Raw genomic sequence first — 16,882 nt, 5'->3', positions numbered from 1 at the left:
AAGTCCGCCTACACCGACCCACCGTGGCGGATGCACGAGATCGCCCCCGAGTTCACGTCGAAGACGTCTGGGCCCTGCCGACACCGGGCGGCCCGAATGACTTTCCCCGGCTCCTCAAGTTGATGTCGGGCGGTGACACCAGCGACAACCCGTCCTGGATCGCCCGGACGCTGTTCGCGATCCGCTGGAAGCTCGGTGAACTGTTCGGATGGGACGACCCCGACTCGAAGGTCGGGTCCCGGGTCGCCACCTTGCGCGACCGCCTGCCCGCCGACCTCCGCGAGGGCCCCGCCGGGCCGACGTTCGAGCGCCTCCCGTTCACCTCGGTCTTCCTGACCAGCAACGAGTTCGTCGCCGAGATGTCGAACAAGACCTGTCACGCCGCCATGCATCTGACCTGGGTCCCGGACGGCACCGGCCGCTACCGCGGCCAGATGACCGTGCTCGTCAAACCCAACGGCCGCCTCGGCCGGCTCTACATGGCCGCGATCCTGCCGTTCCGCCATCTCCTCGTCTATCCCCCGCTACTCAAGGGCATAGCCAAGGAGTGGGAAGCTCAGGCGAACAACTTCTCGCCCCAGTAGGAACCTGCCGTGACGCCGCCGGGGCAGGCGAAGATGCCGGAGCCGACGTGGACGATGTATTCGTTCAGTACGTCGGACCGGGCCAGCTGGTTCTGGACCGGGATGAACTGCTTGCGCGGATCCCGCTGGTAGGCCAGGAAGAACAGTCCCGCGTCCAGCCGGCCGAGACCGTCCGAGCCGTCGACGAAGTTGTAGCCGCGGCGGAGCAACTCGGCGCCGTTGTTGAACGACGGATGCGCCAGCCGGATGTGCGCTTCTTTCGCGACCTTCAGGTCACCATCGGAGTTCTTCGCCTCGAAGTCGATCGCGTCGAACTCGTCCGCCTTGCCCAGCGGCGCTCCGGTGCCCTTGCCCCGGCCGATGATGGATTCCTGTTCGCCGAGCGACGTACGGTCCCAGATCTCGATGTTCATCCGGATCCGCCGCGACACCAGGTAGGAGCCGCCGACCATCCAGTCCGGGCCGTCGTCGGGCTGCACCCACAGCTGCTGCTCGAGCTTGGCCGTGTCCTCGAGCTTCAGGTTGTTCGTGCCGTCCTTGAAGCCGAACAGGTTCCGCGGTGTCGTCTGCGCCCTCGACGTGGACGCCGTCCGCCCGAACCCCAGCTGAGAGTAGCGGACCGCGACCCGGCCGAAGCCGATCCGGGCCAGGTTCCGGATCGCGTGGACGGCGACCTGCGGGTCGTCCGAGCAAGCCTGTACGGCGATATCGCCGCCGGACCGGTTCGGGTCCAGGTCGTCGGCGATGAAGTGCGGCAGATCCACCAACGCCTGCGGCCGTTTCGACGCCAGGCCGAACCGCTTGTCGAACAGGCTCGGCCCGAATCCGATGGTCAGCGTCAGCCGGGCCGGCGGCAGACCGACCGCTTCACCGGTGTCCTCCGGCGGCGCCTCGCCCGGTCCGTTCACCGCGCCGTACTGACCGATGTCGCGACCTGCCGTGAGGAGGGCCGCGGCCGCGGACCACTCCTTCAGCAGCGAGACGAGCTCGGCGCGCTTCGTGGTGGTGACGTCGAACGCGGCGAAATGCAGCCGGTCCTGGACCGGGGTGATGATCCCGGCCTGGTGCTCACCGTGGAACTCGACCGGACCGGTCGTGTCAGCTGCCTGGGACTCCTCCCCGGCGAGCACGGAATGGGCGGCGTACCCGGCGACGCCCGTGGCCACGGCCGCGCCGGCGGCCCCGAACAGGCCGCGGCGAGAGATTCCCTTGCGCTGTGCCGATTCTTCGGTCATTTCGTTGCAATCACTCCGGCGACCTTGCTGACCGGCTCGGCCAGCCCGTCCACGACCTGGCCGAGCTGCTTCTTCTCGGCCTCGCTCACCACATAGGGCTTGAAGCCGTCGCCGACGCGGTACTTGTCAAGCGCGGCGAAGACTGCCTTGAAGTTCGTGTCCAGCGTGACGACGAGGGCGGCGTCACGCTTCTGCAGGGCCGGGCGGAGCGCCTGGATGGCGGCCTGCGAGCCTTCCACGTTGGCCTCGAAGTCCCACAGGTCGGTGTGCGAGTAGCGGTCCTCCTCGCCGGTGATCTTGCCGGTGGAGACCTCGTCGAGCAGTTCCTTGGCGCCGTTGGCGAGCTGCAGCGGGTTGAGCTGCACCACCTTGGCCTTGGCCACCACCGTCTTCACGTCGGTCAGCAGCAGGTCGGCGTACTTCTCCATGCCCTTGGTGGTGTTCGAGACCCAGAGCGCCTGCTCGATCCGGTGGTACCCGGTCCACTCGGTGCCCGGCTCGACATCGTTGATCCGGGCATCGATCTTCGGGTCCAGGTCGCCGAACGACTCCGCGACCGGCTCGATCCGCTCCCAGTACGTGCGCGACACCGGGAACAGCTCCTTGGCCTTGGCCACGTCGCCGGCCTTGACCGCGGCCACGAACTCGGTGGTCTTCTGCTCCAGTGCGATCGCCTGCGAGTTCACGTACCGCTGGTAGCTCTGGGTGGCCTGCTTGAGCAGGGTGTCCTCGTCGACCTGCGCGGGTGCGTCACCGGTGACAGTCAGGTCGCCGCGGATCCCGTTGCCGACCATGCCGGGCTTGCAGACCGCCTGGTACTTGCCGGTCGGCAGCTCGACGATCAGGTCACGCTTGAGGCCGGGGCCGATGTTCTCGACCTCGCCCATCACCCGGTCGCCCTCGGCGTACACGTAGAACTCGGTGACCTTGCTGCCACCGTTGGTGACGGTGAACGTACTGGTGCCGGACTTCACGTCGCGGCGGCTCAGGTCGCACTCCGAGTCGGACGCCTTGACGGCCACCGGACCGGTGCCGTCGTCGGTGGCCGCCGGTGTCTCGTCGGCACAGCCAGTGAGCGTGGCGAGCCCCAGTACTGCGCCGATGACGGTAGCCCGGCGGGCCGCTGACGTGAACATGGTTCTCCTGGACTGTGAGTGGTGGATCAAGCCGTTTCGGCGTTCGTTGCCGGTACGGCGGGCGGCGTCTTGCTCTTCAGCGGGCGGAAGTACAGCACCAGCACGGGGACGAGGTACGCCAGCCAGGCGACCGCCTCGACGACGGTCGGGGACGGGTTGAAGTTGAAGATTCCCTTGAGCAGCACGCCGTACCAGCTGTCCGGCGGGATGATGTGGGAGATGTCGAAGGCGAGAGTCTGCAGGCCGGGCAGGATGTTCGCCTCCTGCAGGTCGTGGAAGCCGTAGGCGAAGATGCCCGCCGCGACCAGGATCAGCAGCGCACCGGTCCACTTGAAGAAGACCGCGAGGTTGATCCGGACCGCACCGCGGTAGATCAGGAGCCCGAGCAGCACGGATGTGGCCAGGCCGAGCAGTACGCCGATGAGCGGGGTCGCCGTGGTCGCGGTGGCGGCCGACGCGTAGACGATGAACGCGGTCTCGATGCCCTCCCGGAAGACCGCCAGGAAAGCCAGGATGACGACCGCCCGCGGACCGACCTCGAGCGCCTGGCCCATCCGCTCGCGCAACTCCTTGGCGATACTGCGCGACGCCTTGCGCATCCAGAAGATCATCCAGGTGACGAAGCCGACCGCGAGGATCGACATGATTCCGCCGATGGTCTCCTGGGTGGTGAACGACCGGGCGGTCAGCACGGTGATGAACTGCAGCAGTGACCAGCCGGCCACCGCGACGGCGACCGCGACGCCGACTCCGATCCAGACCAGTTTGAGCCGATCCCGGTGCCCTGATTTGACCAGGAAGGTAGCGAGGATGCTGACGACCAGCGATGCCTCGAGGCCTTCCCGGAGTCCGATCAGGTAGTTCGCGAGCATGGCGGGACTCCAGCGGCATTAGGTACGGCTAACCTTGCTGAGGTTAGCCTAAGAACTCCCATTCGCCCACTGTGGCGTACGCCGCACTGTGGCCCGGACCTTCACCGAGCCGGGACTCGATCAGTTGCAGGCTTCCCGCGGTCCACGACGGACCGGCGTAGGTGTCGAAAACCCTGACCCACTTGGTGGCGTCGATCGGGCGGCGCAGCCGGGCCAGGGTCAGGTGCGGGGTGAATTTCCTACCTTCCACGGTGACGCCGGCGCGATTCGCTGCCGCCTTCGTCGTCATCGCCAGGTGCTTGAGCGACTCGGTGTCGTCGCGCACCCCGGCGTACAGCACCCGCGCATCGGGCACACCCGGGAACGCACCCGCTCCGGTGAGTTGCAGTTCGAACGGCTTCTGCCGCTTGGCGGCCAGCTCCAGCCGCTCTGCCAACTCGTCCGTCTTCCAGTCCGGCACGTCGCCCAGGAAGGCCAGTGTGATGTGCCAGTGCACGTCCGCGGCCCATCGGATGTCGTCATCCGGATGGTCCCGCCGCGGCTCCACGAACTCGCTCAGATCCTCCACTACGTCAATCGGTGGCACTACCGCCACGAACAATCGCATCCCAAAATCTTATCGGTGCGGGAAACTGCTTTTGTGGATGAGCTGAAGCTGCCGTCGCCGTGTGTGGTGATCCTGGTGGGGCCGGGTGCCTCGGGGAAGTCGACCTGGGCGGCAGAGCGGTTCGCTGCGGACCTGATCGTGTCGAGTGATCGGCTGCGGGCGCTGGTCGGGGCCGGCGAGGACGATCTGGCGGCCAGTGCGGATGCGTTCGCGTTGCTGGAAGAGGTGGTGCGGCAACGGATCGGGCGGCAGCTGACGACGGTGATCGACACGCTCGGGCTCGATCGGGAGCGGCGGTTGCGCTGGCTCGAGTTGGCCCGGGCGGCCGGGATGCCTTGTGTTGCGGTTGGTTTCGACACGCCGGCCGCCGAGTGCAGGCAGCGAAATCGCGCGCGGGTGAAGCGGATCCCGGCCGATGTGCTGACGTCGCAGCTGCGGTCGTGGGCCGCGGTGAAGAAGGAGTTGCCGGTCGAGGGGTACGACGACGTGCTCGAGCCGGCCGTGGTTCGCGTCGTACCTTCGGCGTTCGTGGATGCCGGAGCGGCAGCGCTGCGGCAGGAGGAGATGCCGACTAGATTGCGGTTCGGGCTGCAGTTGAGCAGCTACACCCACAAGGCCGGGCGGGCGGGGACGGCTGCGTGGATCCGTGAGGTCGCCTCGAAAGCGGAGTCCGCCGGGTTCGACGCGATCTACGTGATGGACCACTTCCGGCAGATCCCGCAGGTCGGCCGGGCCTGGGACGACTTCCTGGAGAGCTGGACGACGCTGGGGTACCTGGCCGCGTGTACGACGCGGGTGCGGCTGGGGACTCTGGTCTCCGGGATCACGTATCGGAACGTCGCGCACCTGGGGAAGATCGCCGCGACTCTCGACGTACTCAGTGGTGGGCGTACTGTCTGCGGTGTCGGGCTCGCGTGGTTCGAGGCGGAGCACAAGGCGTACGGGTGGACGTTCCCGTCGGTCGCGGAGCGGTATGCGTTGCTCGAGGACGCGTTGCAACTTCTGCCGGTTTTATGGGGACCAGGCAACAAACCGTTCCGCGGCGCGGTGCTCGACGTACCGGACACGACGTGTTACCCGCGACCGCTACAAGAGCGTTTGCCCTTGCTGGTCGGCGGAAGCGGACGTCGGACGATGCGAGTCGCCGCGAGGTACGCCGATGCCGTGAACGTGTTCGGAGACGTCGCGGCAGTGCGCAAACACGCGGACTACCTTCGCGAACTCACCGACCGCCCGGTCGAGCTCACGCATCTGTCCACAACCCTGGTGGGCAAGGATCATCGGGACGTGGACGAACTGGTGTCCCGCTTGCGCCCACGCAACCAGAACCCGGCCCGCTATGCCGCGTCCGTCAACGCCGGCACTATCGCCGACCAGATCGGCCGCTTCCGCGAACTGTCCGAGGCCGGTGTCGCCGAGGTGATGATCAGCCTGCCCGACCTCGACACGCTCGACAGTGTGACCGAGGTGATCTCAGCTTTTCGCCTTTAGGTCCAGCTTGAGCAGGGCGTTCTCGATCAGCTCGGACATCGCCGGGTGAATCCAGTACTGGTCGCGGGCCATCGAGTAGGCGTCCAGGCCGAAGCTCATCGCCTGGATGACCGGCTGGATCACCGACGACGCCTGCGGGCCGATGATGTGGCAGCCGATGATCTGGCCGGACTCCGGGTCGGCCAGGATCTTGGCGAAGCCGGTGGTGTCCTCCATCGCCCAGCCGTAGGCGATGTCGGCGTACTGCTGACGTCCCACGACATAAGGGATTCCACGCTCCTGGGCCTCCTCCTCGGTGACGCCGACGGCCGCGATCTGCGGTGCGCTGAACACGGCGTGCGGGACGAAGCGGTGGTCTGACTTGATCCGATCGGTGGGGTTCAGCACGTTGTGCTTCACCACCCGGGCCTCGTGATTCGCGACGTGCTTCAGCTGGTGTGGTGACGTGACGTCGCCGAGCGCGTAGATGCCGTCGACGGTGGTCTGCTGGTACTCGTCGACGACCACGCGCCCCTCGTCGTCGACCGCGACACCGGTGGCGTCCAGGTTCATCGTGTCCGAGTTCGGCGTACGGCCGACGGCGACCAGGACCTCGTCGACCACGAGTTCGTCCACGCCCGTCGGGCTGAGCATCTCGAGCGCGATCGAGCCGTCGTCGCGCCGGGTCGCCCGGACGGTGTCGTGTTCGAGGCGTACGTCGTACTTGCCCTGGGCGATCTCGGTGAAGCGCTCGGCGATCTCGGTGTCCTCGTGCCGCATCAGCAGCTCCGACCGCGCGATCAGCGTGACGTCGACGCCGTACGACGAGAACACGTGCGCGAACTCGGCCGCGACGAACCCGCTACCGATGATGCCGAGTCGGCGCGGCAGCTCGTCCAGCCGCATGATCGTGTTCGAGGTGTGGTAGCCGACGTCCTCGAGACCGGGGATGGACGGCACGATCGGCCGGCTGCCGGTGGCGAGGACGAACTGATCGCCGGTGAGCACACTCGTGGTGCCGTCCTTGCCGTCGACGGTCAGCTCCTTGGTGCCGGTGAACCGGCCAGTACCGTCGTACACGGTCACGTTGGCGTTGTCCGCGTGGTGGTGCCGGTACTCCGAGCCACCCGCGGCGATCGGGTCGATCCGGCCGAAGATCCGGTCCCGGACGGCGGGCCAGCGGACGCCGACCAGTTCCTCGTCGACGCCGTACCGGGAACTGATCGACGGCGTGGCGGCCAGGTCGGCGGTGTGCACGAACATCTTGGTCGGGATGCAGCCCACGTTCAGACAGGTCCCGCCGAACACGCCGCGCTCGACGATCGCCACCTTCCGGTCCGCGAACCGCCGGTTCACGATCGTGTTCCCCGAGCCCGTCCCGATGATCACCAAGTCGTAATGAGTCACACCCCATTGTGGGGGTGACCCGCAAGCGCGCTACGCCACCCGGGGTCCGAGATCCTTGGACGGCTTGGTTCCAGACTCGACCGGGATGAGCACCGGCTTGGCGTCCGGCTCGACCGGGATGAGCTCGGTGCCGACTGCCTTTTCGCCGAGGAGTTCCGTCTGCGGCACGATGTCCAGGCGCGGGCGGGGCAGTAGCCGGGGGCGGATCGACAGGCCGCGGCGGCGGGAGAAGTAGAGCACCGAGGCGGTCGTCCCGAGAATGGTGAGGGCGCCACCGACGATCAGCGACCAGCGCGGGCCGAACTGCTGTCCGACCCACCCGATCAGCGGCGAGCCGATCGGCGTACCGCCCATAAGGACCGTCATGTAGAGCGCCATCACCCGGCCGCGCATGGTCGGATCGACGCCCAGCTGCATGGTCGCGTTCGCCGTGGTCAGCATGGTCAGCGAGGCCAACCCGACCAGCGGGAGCACGAGCGCGTAGCTCAGGTACGTCGGCATCAGGCCGCTGACGATCGCCATCACACCGAAGACCAGGGCCGCGCCGATCACCATCCGCCCGCGGATCCGGGCCCGCCGGGCCGCCAGCAGCGCACCGGACAGAGAGCCGATCGCCAGGATCGAACCGAGGATGCCGTACTCCCCCGCGCCCTTGTGGAAGGTCTGCGTCGCCATCAGCGCGGACGTCAGCTGGAAGTTCAGGCCAAAGGTGCCGGCGAAGAACACCGTCACCATCACCATCATCAGATCCGGCCGGCGCCACAGGTAGCGCATGCCGTCGCGGATCATCCCCTTGTCCCGGGCTGCCGGCTTCGGGGTGTGCAGCTCACTGACCCGCATCAGCCGCAGCGACAGGATCACGGCGAAGTACGTCACCGCGTTGATCAGGATGACCGGGCCGGTGCCGACCCAGTGGATCAGCAGACCGGCCAGCGCGGGGCCGATCAGCCGGGCCGTGTTGAAGGACGCCGAGTTCAGCCCGACCGCGTTGGCCAGCTCGTCGCGGCCGACCATCTCGACCACGAACGACTGCCGGGCCGGAGCGTCGAAGGCGGTGCCGACGCCGAACAGCAGGGCCAGCAGGTACACATGCCAGGGCTCGACGAGGCCGGTGATCGTGAGAGTGCCGAGCACCAGCGCGACGAGGCTCATCGCGATCTGGGTGCAGGTCAGCACCCGACGCTTCGGGAAGCGGTCGGCGACGAGTCCGGCGTACGGGCCCAGCAGTAGAGCGGGTAAGAACTGCAGTCCGGTGACGATGCCGAGCGCCGTACCGGAATGGGTCAGCTCCAGGACCAGCCAGTCCTGGGCGACGCGCTGCATCCAGGTGCCGACGTTCGAGACGATGGCACCGGAGGCGTAGAGACGGAAATTTCGGACCTTGAACGCGCGGAAGGTCGGACTCATGTAGCCGCCAGGCGTTCGAGAACAGGGGCTGCCTTGCGCAGGATGTCGCGCTCCTCGGGGGTCAGTTGCTTCAGTTTGGTCTGCAGCCACTCGTCGCGGCGCCGGCGGTTGGCCAGGATCAGCTCGTCCGCGCGACCGGTCAGCTCGACCAGGATCTGGCGCTTGTCGGTCGGGTGGGGCCGGCGGGCGACCAGGCCCGCCTCCTCCATGTTCGACACGATCCGCGTCATCGACGGCGGCTTGACCTGCTCGTGCGCGGCCAGCTCGCCGATCGTCATCGCGTCGTGTTTGGACAGCGCACCGAGCACGCTGAGCTGGTTGGCGGTGAGGTCGTGACCGGGCTCACGCTGCCGCCGGAGTTGCCGGGACAACCGGAGCGTGGACGACCTCAGGGCACTCGCCAGCCCGACGTCACTCTTCACCTGCTGGGCTACGACTTCGGGCATATCGTTACCTTAACTCATTACCTTTGCTAACGAAAACGCTTGTCCGGCCGCCGATATTCCGTGAAGGTTGCCCACCGGGACCGGGGGTTGCCCACTGGGAATACCGGTGGGCAACCCTCCGACTCAGGGGTTGACCACCGTGGTTGGGGGTTTGCGCGTACTAGGGTTCCGGGGCATGGGGACACCTGCTGAGCTGGAGCGGTACGAGCAACGGTTCCGGCGGGCCGGGCTGCCGCTGTTCATCGAGGACTTCTCGCCGACGCACGACATCTACACCCGGGCAACCCCGCTGCTCGTGCTGGTCTTCCTGGCCGAGGTGATCGGCGCGACCGACCTCGACTGGCCGGCCTGGAAGAACATCATGGCCGCGCTCATCGCGCTGGCGGCCCTGGTCGGCGGGTTCGGGCTACTGAACGGATTCCGCGGCCGCCGGTTCTGGTCCCTGCCGACCCGCTTCGGCATCCCGGAACTGGCCGTCTTCGTCCTGCTCCCGGCGCTGCTGCCGGTGGTCACCCAGGGGCAGTTCACGCAGTTCTTCGGCGTTGCCTTCGGCAACCTGGTGCTGATCGGTGTGGTGTACGTCGTGGTCGGCTACGGCCTGATCGCGACGACGTACTGGAGCCTGCGCCGGCTGGCCGGCGACCTGGCCGCGTCGATCACCAGCATGGTCAGAGCACTCCCGCTCCTGCTGGTGTTCTCGCTGGTCCTGTTCATCAACACCGAGATGTGGCAGGTCTTCACCGGGATGCCCGTCGCGTTCATCCTGCTCTCGGTGGCCGCCTTCACCCTGCTCAGCACGCTGTTCCTGATGGTGCGGCTGCCGAAGGAGCTCGACGCGATCGAGCGGGACGTCGACTCAGGCCCGCCCCTGCGCCGGCTCCAGCGCCTGAACCTCAGCGTCAGCCTGGTGATCCGGCAATGGGTGCAGACCCTGGTGGTGAGCAGCGGTGTCGGCCTGTTCTTCGTTGCCTTCGGCATGCTCGCGATCAGCCAGCAGATCTACGAGAGCTGGGACATCGACCCCGGCGCCTGGTCGTACGACGTACAACTGCTGGGTCACCCGATGGTTTTCAGCGCCGGGCTGGTGAAGGTCGCCGTCGGCATCGCGAACTTCACCAGCCTCTACTACTCGATCGCGCTGCTGACGGACTCGTCGTACCGCGAAGAGTTCCTCGACACCATCAGCGCCGACCTCGGCGACCTGTTCACCGCGCGGGCCGAGTACCTCCAGCTCCGCACCCAGATTCCTAGGTGAGCCAGTCGCTGAGCGGGCCGATGGCGAAGTAGATGACGAACAGGGCGGCGACGACCCACATCAGCGGGTGGATCTGGCGGGCCTTGCCGCGGACGAGTTTGAGCACGACGTAGGAGGCGAAGCCGGCGCCGATACCGGCCGTGATCGAGTACGTGAACGGCATCAGGATGATGATCAGGAACGCGGGGAACGCGACCTCGATGTCGTCGAAGTCGATCCCCTTCACCTGCGTCATCATCAGGAACCCGACCAGGATCAACGCCGGCGTGGCCGCCTCGTAGGGAACCAGCGTGACCAGCGGCGCGACCACCATCGAGATCAGGAAACAGATCCCGGTCACCACACTCGCCAGGCCGGTCCGGGCACCCTCGCCGACACCCGACGCGGATTCGATGTACGACGTGTTGCTCGACACCGAGGCGGCACCGCCGGCGGCGGCCGCGACCGAGTCGACGATCAGGATCCGCTGCGCGTTCGGCGGGTTGCCGTCCTTGTCCAGCAGTCCGGCCTCGGCACCGATCGCGGTCATCGTGCCCATCGTGTCGAAGAAGTCGGCCAGCATCAGCGTGAAGATCAGCAGCAGCGCGGCCACCACGCCGACCTTCTCGAACGACCCGAACAGGCTGAACTCGCCGAGGGTGTCCAGGTTGGGTTTGCTGAACCAGTCGTCCGGCAGCTTCGGCACGGTCAGGCCCCAGCCGTCCGGGTTGTCGGTGGTCCGCGCGCCGATGGTGAAGATCGACTCGACGATGATCGCCAGCACGGTCGCGCTCAGGATGCCGATCAGGATGGCACCCTTCACCTTGCGCGCGTACAGCGTGACGATCAGCAGCAGGCCGAACACGAACACCAGCACCGGCCAGCCGCGAAGGTTGCCGGCGACACCGAGTTCGACCGGCGGCGCGGTCGGTGAGGCCGGACGCCGGACGACGCCCGCGTCGACGAAGCCGATGAACGCGATGAACAGGCCGATCCCGACGCTGATCGCCACCTTCAGCTGCACCGGGACCGCCTCGAACACCGCTTTCCGGAACCCGGTCAGCACCAGGATCAAGATGATGAGGCCTTCCAGCACCACCAGACCCATCGCGTCGGCCCAGGTCATCTTGGTCGCGATCGAGAACGCGACGAACGCGTTCAGGCCGAGACCGGTCGCGAGCGCCAGCGGGAAGTTCGCCAGCACGCCCATCAGGATGGTGACCACCCCGGCCACCAGCGCGGTGGCGACCGCGACCTTCGCGATCGACGCGGCCGGATCGGTGCCCCCGCCGATGAGCTGGCCGGTGCCGTCCTCGACGGTGCCGATGATGAGCGGATTCAGCACCACGATGTAGGCCATCGTGAAGAACGTGACCACGCCGCCGCGGATCTCCCGGTTGACGGTGGATCCACGCTGGCTGATCTTGAAGAACGAGTCCACGAAGTTGGCACGATCGCGGGCGGTGGCGGCTTGGGGCGAGCTCATGACCGAATGGTGCCAGTTCCTGAGGGCTGCTTGCGAGCACTAACGGCAAGCTTGTCGAACTCACCGTCTAAGGTGGAGTCGTGGCAGCCGAGAAGCCGACCAAGCGGACCGACCCGACCAGCCAGCTGGCCCGGGGCGAACTGGTGCACGCCGAGGTCAAGCCGCTCGATCTGTCCGGTATCCCCAGCGTGATCGCCGGGATCATTGCCTGGGCGGTCGCATTCGTCGTCGTCCTGATCTTCCGCGACGAGCTCAAGAAAGACGGCCTCGAGTGGTGGTTGTGGGTCACCGTGGCCGGCTTCGGCCTCGGCCTGATCGGCCTCGTCTACTGTCGCCGCCGCTGGTCCGCCATCCAGGCAGGCCACCGCAGCGCCATCGAAGACTGACACCTCCACCCACGTAGCGTTCGTTTGAGTTCTGATCGACGGCTCAGGGCTTGTCTCCGGAGGGTCCGGACGTGTTCCCCGCAGGGTCGGAGGACCGACCGTCGGCGGCGTGGGCGAGTGCGCTGGGTGAGAGGCAGCTGACGATCGCCGGCGCCTCATGGATGAGTGTGTCGTCGGTGAGTGACTCCACCATGAACAGTGCGAAGTCCACGCGTCGCGTCAGGTTGCTCGCGAGGACCGGGTCGCCGACGTGGCGGCTCCACACGGGCAGACCCTGGCTCTCGCCCTCCTCCAGGTCGCTCCCGCGGACGACGGTCCACCGCCGGTCACTGGCGAAGATCCGCCGGCAGGCTTCGACCTGGTCGTCGATCTCGACGACGCGGACGAAGCGGGCCAATCGAGTCATGATCCGGACGGCCGCCCGGAACCTCCAGGAGTACTGGTCCTTGCCGTCCCGGGTGATGTGCCAGCCGCAGGAGAAGACCAGGCGCGCGTCCGGTACGGCGTAGTCGAGCACCGCCTGCGCCGTACCGGACGAGTACTGATGGACGCCCCAGGGAACCAGCACAGTCAGTACGCCGTCGCAGCCGGCGACCGCCTGCCGGATCACCTCCCGGTCGTTCGTGGGCCCGGGGACGATCGTGATCCGGTCCGCGCAGCCGGCGAGCTTCGGGACGCTGCGTTCGCGGCAGACGCCGACGACCTCGTAGCCGCGGTCCAGCGCGTGCTGGACCATGTACCGCCCGAGCTTCCCCGAGGCGCCGACGATGCACACCTTCCGAATCTGGTCCGTACTCATGTCTCCACCCCTGCCGATCGTACTTACAATGTAAGTCACGCTAGACTTACACCGTAAGTCAGTCAAGTGGTGGCGGAGGAAGCAGCTATGGCCGAGCGCAGCACCAACCGTCGGGCGAGATCGACGCGGGCGCCGCTCAGCCGGGAGCGGGTCGTCACCGCCGCGATGGCACTCGCCGACGAGAAGGGTGCTGCCGGGGTCACCATGCGCGCGATCGCCGCTCAACTGGGCGTCGAGGCGATGTCGCTCTACAACCACGTGGCCGGCCGGGAGGACATCCTCGACGGCATGGTCGACGCGGTGTTCGGCGAGATCGATCTTCCGGCTTCGACCACAGGCTGGAAGAAGGCGATGCGCGAGCGTGCCGCGTCCGCCCGTACGGTGCTCCGGCGCCACCCCTGGGCTGTCGGCCTGATGGACTCCCGCACCGGCCCGGCCCCGGCCCGGGCGACCTGGCGCCACCACGACGCCGTACTGGGGGCGCTGCGAGCGGGAGGCTTCTCCGTCGGGATGGCCGCTCACGCGGTGTCGGTGATCGACAGCTATCTCTACGGGTTCGTCATCCAGGAGCTGAGCCTGCCGTTCACGAGCCCTGCCGAACTCGACGAGGTCGCCGGCGACATCCTGCGCGACCTACCGGCCGACACCTACCCACACCTCACCGAGATCATCACCGAGCACGCCCTCAAGCCGGGCTACGACTACGCCGCCGAATTCGAGTTCGGTCTCTCCTTGATCCTCGACGCCCTACACCCCGACGAGGCCTAGGGGCGCCTGTAGGGGTGCTCAAGCAAGCCGGTGTCGCGCGGAGGCGGTGTCCTTGGGGTGATCAGCTGGGCTGGTCGGTTTCGACTTCGTCGTCGGATTCGGGTTCGGCGGAAGCTTCGACCTCGGCCTGGACGGCGTCTGCCTCGGCGGCCTCGTCGGCCGCGGCTGCTGCCAGAGCCATGTCGTCGTACCCGGTGGTGTCGAAGGCGTGTTCGGAGGCGGGCTGGTCCGGGAGGTCGATGACCGCATCGGAGTGGGCGCCGCAGCCGTAGTCGTAGGCCACGACCCGGCCGTCGCCCGGAGCCATCTCGTTCGAGCACACGCCGAACGCCTGCCCGAGGCTGTCGGCCAGGCGGATCCAGTAGCCGCACGCGTTGCACTTGTACGGAACGGCCTGCGCGATCGCGGATGACGGGCCGAAGTCACCGGCGTACCAGCGGTCGGCTGCCTCTTCCCGCCCGTACTGCGACAGCACGCGCTCGCGGCCGAGCCCGAGCTCCTCGACGACGGTCAGCACGTCCTCGGGCGCACCGGTGTCGGTGAATCCCGGCTCGAGCCGCGGGTCGTCCTGGTGGGTCGGGAACAGGTCGCCGGGGCGCAGGTCGCCGGGCTGAACCCGCTCGGACCACGGCACCCACTCCGGCGCGACGATCGCCTCGCCGCCGGGCAGCATGACGACCTCGTTGACGGTGACCGTCTTCGCGCGGGAGGCGCGGGTCAGCGTGACCGCCCACCGCCAGCCCCGGTACCCGGGGTGGGTGGAGGCGAAGTAGTGCGTGACGAGACGCTCGCCCTCGACCTGGTGACCGAGGTGCTCCCCGATCTGCGCGGCGCCGGCCTCGGCGATCGCGGCCTCGCGGGCAGGTTCGACCGCCGCGACACAGATGGCGTCGGGCTTGGCGCGAACCGGTTCCGGAGTTTTGACGGGAGTCACAATCGCCCATTCTCGCACGCCCGCGACAGTGTTCCGAACGCGCCGTGACTACGGTCTGTCCCCCACAGGAGGCAGGATGGTTCTATGCACAGCCCAGACCCCGCGGACCGGAAGGCGACGCCTGGTTCAGCCGGCGCGAAACCTGCTGGCGGGACGCCTGGTGACAAGCCCGGCGACAAGCCTGGTCAGAGGCCTGGTCAGGGGCCCGGTGAGACGCAGGGTGACAACGCGGCCGGGAAGCGCGCCGGTGAGCGACTCAGCGACGCCCGGGAGAAGCTCGGGACCGCGAGCAAGAAGGTGGGCCAGGCCTCCAAGGTCGGGGCCACCGGGGTCGCCTCCGCGTCGCGGAAGACGGCTGTGGTCGGCGGGAAGGTCGGCCGGGCCACCGGTCGGCGGATCCGTGGGCTGACCAGCGCGCAGGGCGCCGGTGAGTCCGGGCTGTCCCGGCTGATCGAGCTCGGTGCGGTGAACGCAGCTGGTGACACCGCATTCGCCGTGTCGCTCGCCGGGACGGTGTTCTTCGCCGTACCGAGTGAGCAGGCGCGCGACCGGGTCGCTTTGTTCCTGGTGCTGACGATGGCGCCGTTCGCGTTGATGGCTCCGCTGATCGGGCCGGTCCTGGATCGCTTCCGGCATGGTCGCCGGTGGGCGATCGGGGCGACGCTCGGTCTTCGCGGGTTCCTGGTCTGGAGCCTCGCCGCCTCGATGACCGGCAGCGCGTCACCGTGGTTGTACCCGGCCGCCCTAGGTTGCCTCGTCGCATCCAAGGCGTACGGCGTGACGCGGGCATCCGCCGTACCGCGGCTGCTCCCGAAGGAGATCACCCTCGTCACCGCGAACTCGCGGATCTCGCTGGCCGGTGTCGCGGGTGCGACCATCGGCGCCGGCATCGCGGCGGCGTTCGCGTCGATCGGGCCGGAGTGGTCGCTGCGGTGGGCCGCACTCGTCTACACGATCGGTCTGGTGCTGGCGATCCGGCTGCCCAACAAGGTCGATTCGCCGGCCGGCGAGGAGATGACCGGTACGGCGGGACGCGACGCGCGGCGGCGCGCGATCACGGCTGCGGTCGCTCGCGGGATCCGGTGCAACCTCGGGCTGCGGTTCGTGTCCGGGTTCCTGACCATGTACTTGGCGTTCCTCCTGCGGGACGAACCGGTCAGCGGGATCGACGGCGCGCTCGCCGCGGGTGCGGTGATCGCGGCGGCGGGTCTCGGCAACAGCCTCGGGACTGTGGTCGGATCGTTGCTCAAGGCCCGAAAACCCGAGACCGTCGTGCTGGTGGTGCTGCTGGCGGACGTGACGGTCGCGATCCTGGTGGCGGTGTTCTACGGGTTCCCGATCCTGATCGCGCTCGGCCTGGTGGCCGGGTTGTGCAGCTCGCTCGGCAAGCTCTCGCTGGACGCGATGATCCAGCGTGACGTGCCGGAGACCGTGCGTACGTCGGTCTTCGCCCGCTCGGAGACCGTGCTGCAGCTCGCGTGGGTGATCGGCGGCGGCTGCGGGATCATCCTGCCTCTGATCCCCCGCCTCGGCTTCGGCTTCCTCGCCGCCGTACTCCTGGCCGTCATCTTCCTCGTCATACGCATGAAGCCGTCCAGCCGACAAACCCCGGGCCCGCTCAAACCGAGGCCGGCAGGCCCTGGTGGTGGTCGCCAAGCTCCGGAACCCGAGCGGCCGACGAGCACCAGCCGGACGATCCTGACCACCAGCGTCGCCGAGCAACGCGCCAACCGCGAACGCTCGTCGCAGCGGCACGACGAACCGACCGTGGAACTGAAGCTCGACGAGCAGTCAGGCGCCCAGCGACCAGAGCGACCAGTCGGCCGATGGTGGAGCGGCCAGCCCGACGAAGACGACGAGGAGACGGCCGAGGACCAGGCGCCGTGGGCCGAGGAGCCCACCGTCGAACGCGACCGCAACCTCTTCAACCGCCGCCGCCCCGGCGGAGGCCGCCCACCCCGCTGACCCCAGCGAAGGCCGCCACCCCGCCCGACCCCGCCCGCCTGCTGACTCGCGACATTTGAGGGGTTAACCACCGAGGTTGGGGGTTGCCCACTCGGATTTTGAGGGGGCAACCCCCAACGGCGGGGGTTAACCCCTCAAATGCACCG

General features: G+C 67.9%; 16 protein-coding genes. 6 read left to right on the top strand and 10 right to left on the bottom strand.

The features are described 5' to 3' along the window. The first annotated feature begins 23 nt into the window (after nucleotides 1-23). Nucleotides 24-584: a DUF2867 domain-containing protein gene (locus EV652_RS28210; protein ID WP_242002061.1), complete on the top strand. Its 561-nt coding sequence runs from the start codon at nucleotides 24-26 to the stop codon at nucleotides 582-584. Here the strand turns inward: EV652_RS28210 and efeB are convergent. Genes efeB through thpR form a run of 4 tightly spaced genes read right to left on the bottom strand, consistent with a single transcriptional unit; the run spans nucleotide 557 to nucleotide 4,434 of the window. After that, entirely contained in the window at nucleotides 557-1,819 is a 1,263-nt protein-coding gene (gene efeB, locus EV652_RS28205; protein ID WP_132212285.1) for an iron uptake transporter deferrochelatase/peroxidase subunit, read from the bottom strand. The genes EV652_RS28210 and efeB overlap by 28 nt on opposite strands. After that, on the bottom strand, nucleotides 1,816-2,955 hold the full coding sequence (efeO, locus tag EV652_RS28200; protein WP_132212284.1) for an iron uptake system protein EfeO: 1,140 nt from the start codon (nucleotides 2,953-2,955) through the stop codon (nucleotides 1,816-1,818). The genes efeB and efeO overlap by 4 nt, the downstream gene beginning before the upstream one ends. A gap of 26 nt (nucleotides 2,956-2,981) precedes the next feature. After that, nucleotides 2,982-3,827, bottom strand: a complete 846-nt coding sequence (gene efeU / locus EV652_RS28195) for an iron uptake transporter permease EfeU (protein WP_132212283.1) — start codon at nucleotides 3,825-3,827, stop codon at nucleotides 2,982-2,984. 43 nt (nucleotides 3,828-3,870) lie between these two features. Then, a complete protein-coding gene (thpR, locus tag EV652_RS28190) occupies nucleotides 3,871-4,434 on the bottom strand; it encodes an RNA 2',3'-cyclic phosphodiesterase (protein ID WP_132212282.1) in 564 nt (187 codons plus the stop codon). Nucleotides 4,435-4,467: 33 nt separating this feature from the next. Here thpR and EV652_RS28185 point away from each other — a divergent pair, with 33 nt between their 5' ends. Beyond that, entirely contained in the window at nucleotides 4,468-5,925 is a 1,458-nt protein-coding gene (locus EV652_RS28185; RefSeq protein ID WP_242002060.1) for an LLM class flavin-dependent oxidoreductase, read from the top strand. On the opposite strand, the gene EV652_RS28180 is transcribed toward EV652_RS28185, so the two are convergent. Genes EV652_RS28180 through EV652_RS28170 form a run of 3 tightly spaced genes read right to left on the bottom strand, consistent with a single transcriptional unit; the run spans nucleotide 5,908 to nucleotide 9,164 of the window. Further along, nucleotides 5,908-7,311 carry a mycothione reductase gene (locus EV652_RS28180; RefSeq protein ID WP_132212280.1) on the bottom strand — a complete coding sequence of 468 codons (1,404 nt, stop codon included), beginning with the start codon at nucleotides 7,309-7,311 and terminating at the stop codon, nucleotides 5,908-5,910. The two genes, EV652_RS28185 and EV652_RS28180, sit on opposite strands and share 18 nt — an antisense overlap. Before the next feature lie 30 nt (nucleotides 7,312-7,341). Then, entirely contained in the window at nucleotides 7,342-8,718 is a 1,377-nt protein-coding gene (locus tag EV652_RS28175; protein ID WP_132212279.1) for an MFS transporter, read from the bottom strand. Continuing rightward, the gene (locus EV652_RS28170; RefSeq protein ID WP_132212278.1) at nucleotides 8,715-9,164 is read right to left on the bottom strand and encodes a MarR family winged helix-turn-helix transcriptional regulator; all 450 of its coding nucleotides are present in this window, start codon (nucleotides 9,162-9,164) and stop codon (nucleotides 8,715-8,717) included. The genes EV652_RS28175 and EV652_RS28170 overlap by 4 nt, the downstream gene beginning before the upstream one ends. Before the next feature lie 175 nt (nucleotides 9,165-9,339). On the opposite strand from EV652_RS28170, the gene EV652_RS28165 reads away from it, so the two are divergent. Continuing rightward, nucleotides 9,340-10,419: a hypothetical protein gene (locus EV652_RS28165; protein ID WP_132212277.1), complete on the top strand. Its 1,080-nt coding sequence runs from the start codon at nucleotides 9,340-9,342 to the stop codon at nucleotides 10,417-10,419. On the opposite strand, the gene EV652_RS28160 is transcribed toward EV652_RS28165, so the two are convergent. Then, complete coding sequence (locus tag EV652_RS28160) at nucleotides 10,412-11,884, bottom strand: NCS2 family permease (RefSeq protein WP_132212276.1); 1,473 nt, start codon at nucleotides 11,882-11,884, stop codon at nucleotides 10,412-10,414. The genes EV652_RS28165 and EV652_RS28160 overlap by 8 nt on opposite strands. A gap of 80 nt (nucleotides 11,885-11,964) precedes the next feature. On the opposite strand from EV652_RS28160, the gene EV652_RS28155 reads away from it, so the two are divergent. Further along, the gene (locus EV652_RS28155) at nucleotides 11,965-12,270 is read left to right on the top strand and encodes a DUF2530 domain-containing protein (protein WP_132212275.1); all 306 of its coding nucleotides are present in this window, start codon (nucleotides 11,965-11,967) and stop codon (nucleotides 12,268-12,270) included. Between the two features lie 43 nt (nucleotides 12,271-12,313). Here the strand turns inward: EV652_RS28155 and EV652_RS28150 are convergent, their stop codons facing one another. After that, nucleotides 12,314-13,069 (bottom strand): NAD(P)-dependent oxidoreductase, encoded by a 756-nt coding sequence (locus EV652_RS28150; RefSeq protein WP_132212274.1) that lies wholly within the window; start codon nucleotides 13,067-13,069, stop codon nucleotides 12,314-12,316. Between the two features lie 87 nt (nucleotides 13,070-13,156). Between EV652_RS28150 and EV652_RS28145 the strand changes: the two genes are divergently transcribed. Then, nucleotides 13,157-13,837 carry a TetR/AcrR family transcriptional regulator gene (locus tag EV652_RS28145; protein ID WP_199238443.1) on the top strand — a complete coding sequence of 227 codons (681 nt, stop codon included), beginning with the start codon at nucleotides 13,157-13,159 and terminating at the stop codon, nucleotides 13,835-13,837. A 61-nt stretch (nucleotides 13,838-13,898) separates the two neighbouring features. Here EV652_RS28145 and EV652_RS28140 read toward each other — a convergent pair whose 3' ends face one another. Further along, entirely contained in the window at nucleotides 13,899-14,771 is an 873-nt protein-coding gene (locus EV652_RS28140) for a DUF3027 domain-containing protein (protein WP_132212273.1), read from the bottom strand. A gap of 84 nt (nucleotides 14,772-14,855) precedes the next feature. On the opposite strand from EV652_RS28140, the gene EV652_RS28135 reads away from it, so the two are divergent. Then, nucleotides 14,856-16,736, top strand: a complete 1,881-nt coding sequence (locus EV652_RS28135; protein WP_242002059.1) for an MFS transporter — start codon at nucleotides 14,856-14,858, stop codon at nucleotides 16,734-16,736. Nucleotides 16,737-16,882: the final 146 nt, after the last annotated feature.

The organism is Kribbella steppae (assembly GCF_004342025.1).
GTDB classification, from domain to species: domain Bacteria; phylum Actinomycetota; class Actinomycetes; order Propionibacteriales; family Kribbellaceae; genus Kribbella; species Kribbella steppae.
This window is presented reverse-complemented; position numbering and strand designations above follow the sequence as displayed.